This window comes from Herbaspirillum aquaticum, from assembly GCF_002213425.1.
Taxonomy (GTDB): domain Bacteria; phylum Pseudomonadota; class Gammaproteobacteria; order Burkholderiales; family Burkholderiaceae_D; genus Herbaspirillum; species Herbaspirillum aquaticum.
The window spans coordinates 132,025-145,286 of sequence record NZ_NJGV01000009.1; the positions used below are offsets into that span (position 1 = coordinate 132,025).

General features: G+C 62.2%; 10 protein-coding genes. 7 read left to right on the forward strand and 3 right to left on the reverse strand.

Translation table 11 applies throughout. From position 1 onward, the window contains the following. The first annotated feature begins 102 nt into the window (after positions 1–102). Both ggt and CEJ45_RS11800 read left to right on the forward strand, forming a co-directional pair. Positions 103–1,863: a gamma-glutamyltransferase gene (gene ggt / locus CEJ45_RS11795; protein WP_088755301.1), complete on the forward strand. Its 1,761-nt coding sequence runs from the start codon at positions 103–105 to the stop codon at positions 1,861–1,863. A gap of 647 nt (positions 1,864–2,510) precedes the next feature. Beyond that, positions 2,511–2,771 carry a hypothetical protein gene (locus CEJ45_RS11800; protein ID WP_187697668.1) on the forward strand — a complete coding sequence of 87 codons (261 nt, stop codon included), beginning with the start codon at positions 2,511–2,513 and terminating at the stop codon, positions 2,769–2,771. A gap of 124 nt (positions 2,772–2,895) precedes the next feature. Here the strand turns inward: CEJ45_RS11800 and CEJ45_RS11805 are convergent, their stop codons facing one another. The 3 genes from CEJ45_RS11805 to pdxR form a co-directional block, all read right to left on the reverse strand. Beyond that, positions 2,896–4,218, reverse strand: coding sequence for a hemolysin family protein (locus CEJ45_RS11805; RefSeq protein WP_088755302.1), 1,323 nt, complete (start codon positions 4,216–4,218; stop codon positions 2,896–2,898). A 210-nt stretch (positions 4,219–4,428) separates the two neighbouring features. After that, complete coding sequence (locus CEJ45_RS11810; protein WP_088755303.1) at positions 4,429–5,436, reverse strand: zinc-binding alcohol dehydrogenase family protein; 1,008 nt, start codon at positions 5,434–5,436, stop codon at positions 4,429–4,431. A 136-nt stretch (positions 5,437–5,572) separates the two neighbouring features. Further along, positions 5,573–7,144: a MocR-like pyridoxine biosynthesis transcription factor PdxR gene (gene pdxR / locus CEJ45_RS11815; protein WP_088755304.1), complete on the reverse strand. Its 1,572-nt coding sequence runs from the start codon at positions 7,142–7,144 to the stop codon at positions 5,573–5,575. A gap of 134 nt (positions 7,145–7,278) precedes the next feature. On the opposite strand from pdxR, the gene CEJ45_RS11820 reads away from it, so the two are divergent. The 5 genes from CEJ45_RS11820 (at position 7,279) to CEJ45_RS11840 (ending at position 13,242) form a co-directional block, all read left to right on the forward strand. Further along, positions 7,279–8,559: a 4-aminobutyrate--2-oxoglutarate transaminase gene (locus CEJ45_RS11820; protein WP_088755305.1), complete on the forward strand. Its 1,281-nt coding sequence runs from the start codon at positions 7,279–7,281 to the stop codon at positions 8,557–8,559. Between the two features lie 97 nt (positions 8,560–8,656). After that, positions 8,657–9,781, forward strand: coding sequence for an ABC transporter ATP-binding protein (locus tag CEJ45_RS11825; protein WP_187697671.1), 1,125 nt, complete (start codon positions 8,657–8,659; stop codon positions 9,779–9,781). Between the two features lie 168 nt (positions 9,782–9,949). Continuing rightward, positions 9,950–10,993, forward strand: coding sequence for an ABC transporter substrate-binding protein (locus CEJ45_RS11830; RefSeq protein WP_034341078.1), 1,044 nt, complete (start codon positions 9,950–9,952; stop codon positions 10,991–10,993). 84 nt (positions 10,994–11,077) lie between these two features. Next, on the forward strand, positions 11,078–12,361 hold the full coding sequence (locus CEJ45_RS11835) for an ABC transporter permease (RefSeq protein ID WP_088755307.1): 1,284 nt from the start codon (positions 11,078–11,080) through the stop codon (positions 12,359–12,361). A 47-nt stretch (positions 12,362–12,408) separates the two neighbouring features. Next, the gene (locus CEJ45_RS11840; RefSeq protein ID WP_034341087.1) at positions 12,409–13,242 is read left to right on the forward strand and encodes an ABC transporter permease; all 834 of its coding nucleotides are present in this window, start codon (positions 12,409–12,411) and stop codon (positions 13,240–13,242) included. Positions 13,243–13,262: the final 20 nt, after the last annotated feature.

The window sequence follows — 13,262 nt, forward strand, 5'->3', positions numbered from 1 at the left end:
CAGCAGCACAGCAGTCCGCTGATGCAGGGATGCAGCCCCGCAGACGACATCCATATAAATAATATGTACATTTCCAAGTCCAGATCACCAGGAGCAACCCTCATGCAGACATTCACCGGTCTTTGCAAACCCGCCGCCATGGCCCTGCTGCCGCTGTGCGGCGCGCTGGCCTTCTTGCCGGCCTCGGCCCAGACGGCCGCGCCGTCGGCCCCCGTGGTCAAGTACGACCTGACCTATGACATCATCAGCCCGGTCCACAGCCAGCACGGCATGGTGGCCACCGAGCAGGAGCTGGCCACCAAGGTCGGCGTGGACATCCTCAAGAAGGGCGGCAATGCCGTCGACGCCGGCGTAGCCGTAGGCTTCGCGCTGGCCGTGGTGCTGCCCAATGCGGGCAACATCGGCGGCGGCGGTTTCATGATGATCCACGACGCCAAGACCGGCAAGAACGTGGCACTGGACTTCCGCGAGATGGCCCCGCAGCGCGCCACCCGCAACATGTACCTGGACGACAAGGGCAACGTGGTGCCCGGCCGTTCGCTCTACACCCACCTGGCCGTGGGCGTACCCGGCACCGTGGCGGGCCTGTCGCATGCGCTCTCCAAGTACGGCACGATGAAGCTGTCGCAGGTGATCCAGCCGGCCATCGAACTGGCCGAAAAGGGTTATCCGGTCAGCCGCAGCCTGGCGCTGATCCTCTCGGCCGAGCGCGAACACCTGGGCCAGTGGGATTCGTCCAAGGCGATCTTCTTCAAGGAAGGCCGTCCGCTCAAGGAAGGCGAAATGCTGGTCCAGAAGGACCTGGCCAAGTCGCTGCGCCTGATCGCCAAGGAAGGTCCGAAGGCCTTCTATGACGGCGCCATCGCCAAGAAGATCGTGGCCGAGATGGACAAGCACGGCGGCCTCATCACCGCCGAGGACCTGAAGAACTACAAGGTCGTCGAACGCGTGCCGGTCTCCGGCAACTATCGCGGCTACCAGGTCATGTCGATGCCGCCGCCGAGCTCGGGCGGCGTGCACATCATCCAGATGATGAACATCCTGGAACGCTACCCCCTGAAGCAATACGGTGCCGACAGCGCCCAGACCATCCACCTGATGGCCGAAACCATGAAGCTGGCCTATGCCGACCGCTCCGAATACCTGGGCGATCCGGATTTCACCAAGGTTCCGGTCAAGGGCCTGACCTCGCGCGCCTATGCCGACGAACTGGCCAAGAAGATCAACCCGGACCGCGCCACGCCCTCCACCGAGATCAAGCCGGGCCAGCCGCAGCCGTATGAAAGCGACCAGACCACCCACTACTCGGTGGCCGACAAGGACGGCAACCTGGTCGCCACCACCTACACGCTGAACCTGAACTTCGGCAGCGGTATCGTCGCCACTGGCACCGGCATCACCTTGAACAACGAGATGGATGACTTCGCCGCCAAGCCGGGCGTGCCCAATGCGTTCGGCCTCATCGGTGGGGACGCCAACGCGGTCGGCCCCTACAAGCGTCCGCTGTCGTCGATGTCGCCGACCTTCGTGCTCAAGGATGGCAAGCCCTTCCTGGTCACCGGCAGCCCGGGTGGCAGCCGCATCATCACCACCACCTTGCAGACCATCCTCAACGTGATCGACCACGACATGAACGTGGCCGAAGCCACCATCACGCCGCGTATCCACCACCAGTGGGCACCGGACCAGCTGCGCGTTGAAAAGGGCTTGTCGGCCGATACGCTCAAGATCCTGCAGGACAAGGGCCAGAAGATCAGCGTGCAGCCTTCCATGGGCCGCACCCATACCATCCAGATCCGCCAGGATGGCTTCGATGGCTTCTCGGACCCGCGCAATCCGGATGGACGAACGATGGGGTTCTGATGCGCTGAAGCGCTGAAGCGTTTGCTTCCCTTCGCTTGAAGATGGCTCCCGGATGCATGTTCGGGAGCCATTTTTTATGGAAACGCGGAATGTGACGACCCTCGATTCACGGTCATTGGCCAATTCCAGCCAAGTTTCCCTTCACTTTCGGAATTGCCGGAATGAACGTGAGCCCCCTCCGTAAAAACTTATTTTCAATCCGGCACAATAAAATTATTCGAGTTCTTCCGGATTTTCTCTTTACTCATTCATTTCCGGTTTGATTGATTCACCCTCCATCTGAAAATCCGCTCCCATGGCGGCTCTGCGGATCATGCCACTTTATTTTCGCGCCGGCACTTGAACATATTCGAGACACCAAAAGAAATTGTTCGAGGCAAATATCGAAATCCGAAGAAGGTCATTTCGATATTTTTTTGTTTTTGCGCTTTATTCCCTTGATCCCCTTATCAGGACAAATGCGCGCCATCACTATGGCATGCGTTTGTCACTGAACACGGCTTTCGCCCTACCAAGTCTCCATGCTTTGCGCGCCGGTCTGGCGCCTGATCATCCGGCACATCCTTTGTCCGGTTGGGGACTTGCGTTGTGCGATGCAGCCGTGCGTGACGCAGATATCGACTTGTCACCTTATAGGGAGTACCACCATGACCGTTACCGTCCTGAAGCTGTCCGATGCGGACACCTACCTCCGGATACTGGTCGGGATCGACATCACCTGGCTGCTCAGCGGCCACAGCGCGAGCACCACCAGCAGCCTGCTCAAGCGCGAAATCGCTGCGTTGGTGGCCGACTACGACCGCGCCGATGCCAACGGCAAAGCCTTCCTGATCTATACGGCGAGCTTCCTGGCCGAAGGCAAGGAACAAAAGCCAGGAACGATCCCCACAAAAAAAACAGGCAGGTGATGGCCTCTCGCCACCACCTGCCTGTTCGCATTCACTGACCTTGTCAACGGCTGGCCGGACAAACCAGCTTGCCTCGACCGATGCCACTGGCGAACTTCAAGAGACCGCCAGCCCCACCCGAGATTCACTCACGCGCGTCGCCACCCTTCGGGTAAACCTTCACCAACACGATCTTCGGCCCCGACATGCGCTTGATGACCACATCAAAGGCCGCGAACTCGATCTTCTGTCCTTCCTTGGGCAAGTCGCCCAGCTTCTCCATCACCAGGCCGCCGACCGAGTCGATGCTGTCGTCATACTCGATGTCGATGCCCAGCATGTGTTCCAGCGTCACGATGGGCAGGCTGCCCTTGCCCAGCAAGGTACCGTCGTCCTGACGGCTCCACTCGCCGGTGTTGTGGCGGAATTCGTCGCGGATCTCACCCACCAGGAAGCTCAACATGTTGTCCAGCGTGATGAAGCCCTGCGGCGGCTGGCCCTTCTTGCCGATGATGGCAAAGTGCGGCATGCCGGTACGGAAGCGCCGCAGCAGGTCCAGTGCCGGCAAGGCCGGCGAGATGAACTGCACGGGACGCAGGTAATCCTTCAGGTTGCTGATGGCGCGACCATCCTGCTGCGCCAGGAAGACATCCTTCAGGTGCACCAGGCCCAACACCTGCTGGCGCTCGGCATCGAAATAGGGATAGCGCGAATAGCGGTTGCGGTAAATGATGTCGAGGTTTTCTTCCAGGCTCTTGTCATCGCCCAGGGAGACGATCTCGCTGGCCGGACGCATGATGTCGGCCACGTCCAGCTCGGCAAAGTTCAGGCTCTGCGCCAGCACGTTCCACTCGTCGCGGGTGAACTTGCCACTCTTGCCGCTCTTACCGCCTGCGCGCAGGATCAACTTGAGTTCGTCCGAGGAATAATGCGCATCGTGGCCGTGGCCCGCACCCAGGCCGGCCACGCGCAGCAGCCAGTTGGAGCTGGCATTGAGCACCCAGATCAGCGGATACATGCCCCAATAGAAACCATACAGCGGCACGGCACACCACAGGCCCAGCTTCTCGGGACTGCGGATGGCCATCGACTTGGGAGCCAGTTCACCGGCCACGATGTGCAGGAAGGAAATGACGAAGAAGGCGAATACGAACGACACGCCGTGAATCAGCTCCTGGTTGGTCACGCCAACCAGCGAGAAGAGCGGCTCCAGCAAGCGGGCGAAAGCAGGTTCACCGATCCAGCCCAGGCCCAGCGAGGCCAGGGTGATGCCCAATTGGCAGGCGGAGAGGTAGGCGTCCAGCTGGTTGTGGACCACGGCCAGGATGCGGCCGCGCATGCCTTGTGTCTTTGCGATGGCCCGGATGCGCGTTTGACGCAACTTGACCAGACTGAATTCTGCTGCAACGAAAAAACCGTTCAACGCAACCAGGAAGAAGGCTGCGACGATCAGCAATATGTTTTCCAACGAGGGTTCCTATCGGGGTTGTCAAAGGGCCCGGACACCATGAGCCGGTCCGGACTCCGTAATTTACCATGCATGGGGCATGGAACCCGATTCGTTATCAAAAAAGAAACTTATGCAAAGTCTGCATGAATGTGGCCTTGCCCGGACTGGCAAGCCAACTGGCGGAGCGGGCTGCCCGTGACGGACCTGCCGCTCCGCGGTCCGCCCGGCTTAGCCGGCAAACCCTTCCAGCACGATCTTCCCCTTGGCCTTGCCCGACTCCAGCAGCGCATGCGCGCGGCGCAGGTTCTCGGCACTGATGCGGCCGTAATGCTCGCCCGTGGTAGTGCGCAGCATGCCTTCGTCGAGCAGTTGCGCCACCCGTTGCAGCAGCTCATGTTGACGGATCATGTCAGCGGTCTGGAACAGCGAGCGCGTAAACATCAATTCCCAATGCAGCGAAATGCTCTTGCGCTTGAGCGGCACCGCGTCCAGCGTGGCCGGGTCATCGATGAGGGCCAGCTGCCCTTGCGGCGCCAGTGCGTCGATGATCTGCACATAGTGCTGGTCGGTATGGGTCAGGCTGATGACGATATCCACTTCCGGAAAACCCAGCTGCTCCAGCTGCGGCTTGAAGGGCTGGCTGTGGTCGATCACGTGATGCGCGCCCAACTCGCTCACCCATTGCGCCGTTTCTTTGCGTGAGGCGGTGCCGATGACGGTCAGCTGCGTCAGCTTGCGCGCCAGCTGGGTCAGGATCGACCCCACACCACCGGCGGCACCGATGATCAGCAGACGCTTGCCCTGTCCCTCTCCCTCTTTCACACCAACGCGGTCGAACAGCAGTTCCCACGCAGTAATCGCGGTCAGGGGGATCGCTGCGGCATCAGCGTGGCCCAGGCTGGCGGGCTTGCGGCCGACGATGCGCTCATCCACCACGTGCAGTTCACTGTTGGCGCCGGGACGATCGATGGCACCGGCGTAGAACACTTCGTCGCCCGGGGCAAAGAGCGTGACGGCCGCACCGACGGCACGTACCACACCGCTCACATCCCAGCCCAGTACGCGGGCTTCGCTGGCGCTGGCGCGGATCTTGGTATCGACCGGATTGACGGAGATGGCGTTGACTTCGACCAGCAGGTCATGCTCGCCGGGAACCGGATCGGGCAAAGTGGTCTCGGTCAGGGAGGCCGCATTGTCGATGGCCTGGGCTTGCGGGTTGGTGATGATGGCTTTCATGGCTAAATCCTTCACGTTGAAGATCAATGGATGCAGGCATCTTAGGACAGCGCCCACCCGACAACCACTCCCGGACCCGCGAAAGAGTTTCTTCATACAAGCGAAAATCCGGCCCCATCCAGCACCGGCCGCGGCTTCAGGCCAGATGCGGCTTGATCACCGCAGCCAGCTTGTCGAAGGCACGTGCGATCTCCTCATTGGGCACGCTCGCATAGCCCAGCAGCAGGCCGCGCCGTGCGCCGCGCGCATGCATGTAGTAACGCGACAGCGGCCGCACCACGATGCCGGCCGCCAGCGCCTCTTCGCAGATGAGCACGTCGTCGCATTCCTGCGGCAGGCCCAGCACCAGGTGCAAGCCGGCTTCGCCGCCGGTGATGGTCATCTTCTCGCCGAAGTGGCGATTGATGGACTGCTGCAGCAATCGTAGCCGCTCGGCATAGAGCACGCGCATCTTGCGGATGTGCGAAGCAAAGTGGCCCTCGGCCATGAAGTCGGCCAGCGTGGCTTGCAGGAACACCTGGCCGTTGCGATAGAGCTCGGCGATGCCGGTAGCAAAGGCCTTGGCCAGTGACTCCGGCACCACCAGGAAGCCGATGCGCAATCCTGGAAACATGATCTTGCTGAAGGTGCCCATGTACAGCACCCGGTCCTGCGTATCCATGCCCTGCAGCGACGCCAGCGGACGGCCACCGTAGCGGAATTCGCTGTCGTAGTCATCCTCGATGATCCACACCTTGTGGGTGGCCGCGTACTCCAGCAGCATGCGCCGCCGCGACAGGCTCATCACCATGCCCAGCGGATACTGGTGCGAGGGCGTGGTGCAGATGAAGCGCGGTGGCCGGCGCAGGTTGGCCAGGCGCATGCGCATGCCTTCCTGGTCCACCGCAATCGGCACCGACTGGATGCCCAGCGAATTGAGCACGCTGCGTGTGCCCCAGTAGCACGGGTCTTCCACCCAGGCGGTATCGCCATGTTCGCCCAGCAGCTTGACCACGATGTCGATGGACTGGTGGATGCCGGTGGTGATGAGCACCTGCGAGGGCGTGCAATTGACCGAGCGCGCCACCCGCAGGTACTCGGCGATCTGCTCGCGCAGGCCGGCATAACCGGCACCCGGCCCGTAGGTCAGCAGGTCCGAATTGGAACGGCGCCAATGCTTGTTCTGCAGGCGTCCCCAGATCTTGTGCGGCACGCAGGTCACGTCGGGCACGCCCGGCATGAAGGCCCCCCATTGGCGCTCGCCCACGCCGGCTTGGCGTGTGAGCAATGCGCCGCGCGCCGACAGTTCGGATTTGCCGGAAGGATCGGTCAGCGGCTCCTTGCGTTCGACCGCCTCGGGGATCTGGTCCGGCGCCGTGTCGGCCACGAAGGTCCCGGCACCGGTGCGGCTCTCCAGATAACCCTCGGCCAGCAATTGTTCATAGGCATAGGTCACCGTATTGCGCGAGGTGCCCAGCTCCAGGGCCAGGTCGCGCGAGGACGGCAATTGCATTCCTGCCGGCAGCGTGTGGGCCAGGATGGCTTCGCGGATCAACTGGTAAATCTGGCGGTTGACGGGCATGCGCTCGCTGCCAGGCTTGGCGTTTTTGGGGGCCTTCGCTGCGCCGCTTTCGCGGCTGGCTGCCGCCTTGCCCTTGCCCGGCGCGGCCTTGGCGGAGCTGCGATTGATGCGCAGCAGCAGATAGTCGGACAAGGAGGCGAGTTTCAAGTGGCACCATCAAATAATTGAAATTGGCTCTATATTACAGTGCCACTGGAGTTTTATATTGTTTCCCGATTCAGCAATTTGCTGCACATTTCCGCGCCCTGCGGCGCATCAACGAAGCAAGATCGGAGCAAGCCATGACCAGCAAGGCCACCAACCAAGAGCTGCAACAACGAAAGAACGCCGCCACCCCGCGCGGCGTGGGAGTGATGTGCGACTTCTATGCCGAGCGCGCGTCGAACGCCGAACTGTGGGATGTGGAAGGCCGCCGCTTCATCGACTTCGCCGCCGGCATTGCGGTGCTCAACACCGGCCACCGCCATCCCAAGCTGCTCGACGCCATGCGCGCCCAGCTCGACAAGTTCACCCACACCGCCTACCAGATCGTGCCCTACGCCAGCTACGTGGAACTGGCCGAGCGCATCAATGCGGTCACCCCCGGCAACTATCCCAAGAAGACCGCCTTCTTCTCCACCGGCGCCGAAGCGGTCGAAAACGCCATCAAGATCGCCCGCGCCTACACCGGTCGTCCAGGCGTGATCGCCTTCGGCGGCGCTTTCCATGGCCGGACCATGATGGGCATGGCGCTCACCGGCAAGGTCGCGCCCTACAAGCTGGGCTTCGGTCCCTTCCCCGGCGAAGTGTTCCATGCGCCCTTCCCCAGCGCCTTGCACGGCATCACCACCGAGCAAGCGCTGGATGCGGTCAAAGCCCTCTTCAAGAACGACATCGAAGCCAAGCGCGTGGCCGCCATCATCCTGGAACCGGTACAGGGCGAAGGCGGTTTCTATGCCGCCCCGGCCGACTTCATGCGCGGGCTGCGCGCCATCTGTGACGAGCACGGCATCCTCTTGATCGCCGACGAAGTGCAGTCCGGTTATGGCCGTACCGGCAAATTGTTTGCGATGGAACATTACGATGTCCTGCCCGACCTGATTACCATGGCCAAGAGCCTGGCCGGCGGCATGCCGCTGTCGGCCGTCAACGGCCGCGCCGAGATCATGGACGCGCCCGCCCCCGGCGGCCTGGGCGGCACTTATGCCGGCAACCCGCTGGCCGTGGCGTCGGCGCTGGCGGTACTGGAGGTGATGGAAGAAGAAAAGCTGCCGGCCCGTGGCCAGCGCCTGGGTGACAAGCTGCAGGAACACCTGAACGAATGGCGCTCGGCCGTGCCGCAGATCGCCGAAGTGCGCGGCGTGGGCGCGATGGTGGCGGTGGAGTTTGCCGATCCGGCCACCGGCAAGCCCGATGCCGAGTACACCAAGAAGGTCCAACAGCATGCGTTGAACAACGGCCTGCTGCTGCTGACCTGCGGCAGCTACGGCAACGTGATCCGCTTCTTGTTCCCGCTGACGATTCCCGATACCGTCATGGACGAGGCGCTGGGCATCCTGGCCAAGGCGATCAAGCTGGCCTGAGTCTTGCATTGCAAGGCAGCTTTCAGAACAGGGTAGACGGGCCGGACCAAGACTCCGGCCTGCGTAGAAGAGAGGATCGATGATGGCAGCTCATGCAATGAAGCAATCGGCGCAAGCACCCGCGCCGGCCGCCGGCAGCGGCACTGACGTGCTGGTGCAGTTCTGTGGCGTGAAGAAAACTTACGACGGCGAAAACCTGATCGTCAAGAACCTGGATCTCGACATTCGTCGCGGTGAATTCCTGACCCTGCTGGGTCCGTCCGGCTCCGGCAAGACCACCTGCCTGATGATGCTGGCCGGTTTCGAATTCCCGACCGGCGGCGAGATCCGCCTCGATGGCCAGCTGCTCAATCGCGTGCCGCCGCACAAGCGCAACATCGGCATGGTGTTCCAGAACTATGCGCTGTTCCCGCACATGACCATCGCGCAGAACGTGGCCTATCCGCTGTCGGTACGCAAGATGGATCGCGCCACCCGCGAAGCCAAGGTCAAGCAGGCGCTGGACATGGTGCAGATGGGCAAATTCGGCGACCGCTATCCGACCCAGCTCTCCGGTGGCCAGCAGCAGCGCGTGGCGCTGGCCCGCACGCTGGTGTTCGATCCGCAACTGGTGTTGATGGATGAACCACTGGGCGCACTCGACAAGCAGTTGCGCGAACACATGCAGCTCGAACTGAAGGCCCTGCACAAGCGCCTGGGCGTGACCTTCGTCTACGTCACCCACGACCAGAGCGAAGCGCTCACGATGTCGGACCGCGTGGCCGTCTTTGACCAGGGCGTGATCCAGCAACTGGCCCCGGTCACCGAGTTGTACGAATATCCCGACAATCAATTCGTCGCCAACTTCATCGGCGACAACAACCGTCTCAAGGGCAGCGTGGAATCGGTACAGGGCGAACACTGTACGGTGCGCCTGGCCGATGGCACCGTGGTCACCGGCCTGAACCTGCATCGCGCCCATGCGGGACAAAGCATCACCGCCTGCGTACGCCCCGAACGCATCCGCCTGGCCGCAGGCGGCAGCGCCGAACCCAACAGCATCCGCGCCACCATCGCCGGGTTGATCTATTTTGGGGATCACGTGCGCGTGCGCTGCACGGTGAAGGGGCAGGAAGACTGCTTCGTCAAGCTCTCCCTGTCCGACCCGGCACTGGCAGGACTGAGCGAGGGCAGCAGCGTGGTCCTGCATGTGGCGCAGGATCGCCTGCGCTGCTTCCTCTGATTTTTCTAACACTCCCGTTTACTTAGTTTTTGAGTTATTCCGTTTTTGTTCTTTAGTCGCACCTGATGGTCTGCAGTACCGCTCGATGAGTGAGGCAACTTAGATTGCCGCTCGGCTCTACCTTAGTTCAACACAGTCAACACGCACGATAACCAACGAGGAACAACAATGAAACGCCTGACACCCGCCCTGCTGTCCCCGCTCTTCCTGGGCCTGCTCTTTTCCGGCGCGGCCTCTGCCGCAGAACTGACCCTGGTCAACTTCGGCGGCGCCAACGGTAACGCCCAGAAGGTCGCTTACGTAGAGCCCTTCCAGAAGAGCACCGGCACCAAGGTCGTGACGGCTGAATTCAACGGCGAACTGGCCAAGGTCAAGGCCATGGTCGAGGCCAAGAAGGTCAGCTGGGACGTGGTGGAAATCGACGGCGGCGACCTGACCCGCGCCTGTGATGATGGCCTGATCGAAAAGCTCGACCTGGCCAAGACCATCAAGAAGGATGACTACATCCCCGAAGCGACGGTGAGCGAATGCGGCATGGGTGCTTTCGTCTGGTCCACCGTGCTGGCCTACAACGCCGACAAGCTCAAGACCGCACCGACCGGCTGGGCCGATTTCTGGGACACCAAGAAGTACCCCGGCAAGCGCGGCATGAAGAAGAGCGCGCAGTACAACCTGGAGTTCGCACTCATGGCCGATGGCGTGCCGACCAAGGATGTCTACAAGGTCCTGGCCACCAAGGAAGGCGTGGATCGCGCCTTCAAGAAGCTGGATCAATTGAAACCCAACATCCAGTGGTGGGATGCCGGTGCCCTGCCGGCGCAGTTCCTGGCCTCGGGTGACGTGGTCATGGCCAATGCCTACAACGGCCGCATCGATGCCGCCCAGCGCGAAGGCAAGAACCTGAAGGTGGTGTGGGCCGGCAGCGTCTACACCCTGGATTACTGGGTGATCCCGAAGGGTTCGCCGAACAAGGCACTGGCCGAGAAGTTCATCAACTTCGTCAGCCAGCCGGAAAACCAGAAGGTCTACGCCAACAACATCGCCTACGGCCCGGTCAACAAGGGTGCCTTGAAGATGCTGGATGCCAAGACCCTGGGCAATCTGCCGACCTCGCCGGCCAATGCCAAGGATGCGGTGCAGCTGAGCCTGCAGTTCTGGACCGACCACGGTGAAGAGCTGGAACAGCGCTTCGCTGCCTGGATCGCCAAGTAAGCCTGCACGCCGTACTGACAGCGATCCCGCCCCCGACAGGCGGGATCGCTGCCTTCAATTCCGCTGCCACCGGACACCCGAGACATGACCACCATCGCCACCCGCTCCGCCGCCGCCATGCCCCTGGCCGAACCTGATCCGCAGCAACTCAAGCGCGAACTGCGCGCCGCCCAGACCCGCAAGCGCCTGGGTGCGCTGGCCCTGATCGCGCCGCTGGCGATCTTCCTGCTGCTGACCTTCGTGGCCCCCATCGTAGCCCTCCTGCAGCGCGCCATCGAGAATCCGGAAGTGGCCACCACCCTGCCGCAGACCGTGGCGGTGCTCTCGAAGTGGGATCGCAAGTCGGCCCTGCCGGACCAGGCCTTTTCAGCGCTGGCGGAAGACCTGGCCCGTGCCAAGGAAGACACGACTGCCGGCAACCTGGCACGCCGTCTCAATATCGAATTGTCCGGTGCGCGCTCGCTGGTGATGGGCACGGCGCGTGCCATGCCGCTGCGCGATGCCGATGGCAAAGCCCTGAGCCCCGCCGCCGCGCGCGAGGCCATCATCGCCCTCAATGCACAATGGGGCCAGCCGGAGGTGTGGCGCGTGATCGCCCAGAACGGCTCGGTCTATTCGCCCTACTATCTGCTGGCATCGCTGGACCTGCGCCAGAACGTCTTCGGCGACATCGAAGCGGCCGCCCCTGAATCGGCGATCTACCGCACCATCTTCGGCCGCACGCTGTGGATGAGCGCAGTGGTCACCCTCATCACGCTGCTGCTGGCCTATCCGTTGGCCTACTGGCTTTCCACCATGCCGGAGCGCCGCGCCAACCTGTTGATGATCCTGGTACTGATTCCTTTCTGGACCTCGATCCTGGTGCGCGTGGCCGCATGGATCGTGCTGCTGCAATCAGAAGGTCTGGTCAACAAGGCGCTGATGCTGGCCGGTCTCACGCAGTCGCCGCTGGAGCTGGTGTTCAATCGCGTCGGCGTCTACATCTCGATGACGCACATCCTCTTGCCCTTCATGATCCTGCCGCTGTACAGCGTCATGAAATCGGTGCCGCCGACCTACCTGAAGGCTGCCGTGTCGCTGGGCAGCCATCCCTTTGCGGCCTTCTGGCGCGTGTATGTGCCGCAGACTTATCCGGGCATCGGTGCGGGCGTGCTGCTGGTCTTCATCATGGCCGGCGGCTACTACATCACCCCGGCGCTCTTGGGCGGACCGAACGAACAGATGGTGAGCTACTTCATCGCCTACTTCATCAACACCACCATCAACTGGGGCATGGCCTGCGCCCTGGGTGCCCTGCTGCTGGCGGCGACCCTGCTGCTCTATGGCGTCTACCGCCGCTTTGCCAAGGTCGATGTGGGCATCAGCTGATGCCAGTCCGTGTCAGCTGAACCATTGAAGAATCCAAGGAGTACGCCATGAACAAACCGCCCCTCTTCCCGCCCTACACCTCGCTGGTGGAACGCGCCTGGTTCTTCGCCTCGCGCGGCTTCAACCTGCTGGTGCTGCTATTCCTGCTCTCGCCCATCCTGGTGATGATCCCGCTGTCGTTCTCCGACAGCAGTTTCCTGATGTATCCCATCAAGGGCTTCTCGCTGCGCTGGTACGAGAACCTGTTCAGTTCCGACGAATGGGTGCGAGCCGCCAAGAACAGTTTCATCGTGGCTCCAGCCGCGACCGTCATCGCCACCGTACTGGGCACGCTGGCGGCGGTCGGCCTGAACAAGTCGGACTTTCGCGGCAAGGGCATCCTGATGGCGATCCTGATCTCGCCCATGATCGTGCCGGTGGTGGTGGTGGGCGTGGGTGTCTATCTGTTCTTTGCGCGCATCGGCCTCTCCGACAGCTATCTCGGCCTGATCCTGGCGCATGCCGCACTGGGTGCGCCCTTCGTGGTCACGACGGTACTGGCCACACTGCAGGGCTTCAACCACAACCTGGTGCGCGCCAGCCTGAGCCTGGGGGCCAGTCCGCTGCGCACTTTCTTCCGCATCACCTTGCCGGTGATTGCGCCGGGCCTGATCTCGGGGGCTTTGTTCGCTTTTGCAACTTCTTTCGACGAAGTGGTTCTGACCTTGTTCGTGGCCGGGCCTGAGCAAGCCACCTTGCCACGCCAGATGTTTGCCGGCATCAAGGACAACATCAGCCCGACCATCGCCGCCCTGGCGACGATCCTGATTCTGTTTTCGACCTGCCTGCTGCTGGCCCTGGAATGGCTGCGCGGGCGCAACAAGGCGGCCGCGCGCTTCTGAGCCGGCCCCTTCTTTTACGG

Coding starts and splice junctions, on each gene's coding strand:
- CEJ45_RS11800 (WP_187697668.1), top strand. CDS start 2,511: ATGACCGTTACCGTCCTGAAGCTGTCCGATGCGGACACCTACCTCCGG.
- CEJ45_RS11830 (WP_034341078.1), top strand. CDS start 9,950: ATGAAACGCCTGACACCCGCCCTGCTGTCCCCGCTCTTCCTGGGCCTG.
- CEJ45_RS11820 (WP_088755305.1), top strand. CDS start 7,279: ATGACCAGCAAGGCCACCAACCAAGAGCTGCAACAACGAAAGAACGCC.
- CEJ45_RS11835 (WP_088755307.1), top strand. CDS start 11,078: ATGACCACCATCGCCACCCGCTCCGCCGCCGCCATGCCCCTGGCCGAA.
- CEJ45_RS11810 (WP_088755303.1), bottom strand. CDS start 5,436: ATGAAAGCCATCATCACCAACCCGCAAGCCCAGGCCATCGACAATGCG.
- ggt (WP_088755301.1), top strand. CDS start 103: ATGCAGACATTCACCGGTCTTTGCAAACCCGCCGCCATGGCCCTGCTG.
- CEJ45_RS11840 (WP_034341087.1), top strand. CDS start 12,409: ATGAACAAACCGCCCCTCTTCCCGCCCTACACCTCGCTGGTGGAACGC.
- CEJ45_RS11825 (WP_187697671.1), top strand. CDS start 8,657: ATGAAGCAATCGGCGCAAGCACCCGCGCCGGCCGCCGGCAGCGGCACT.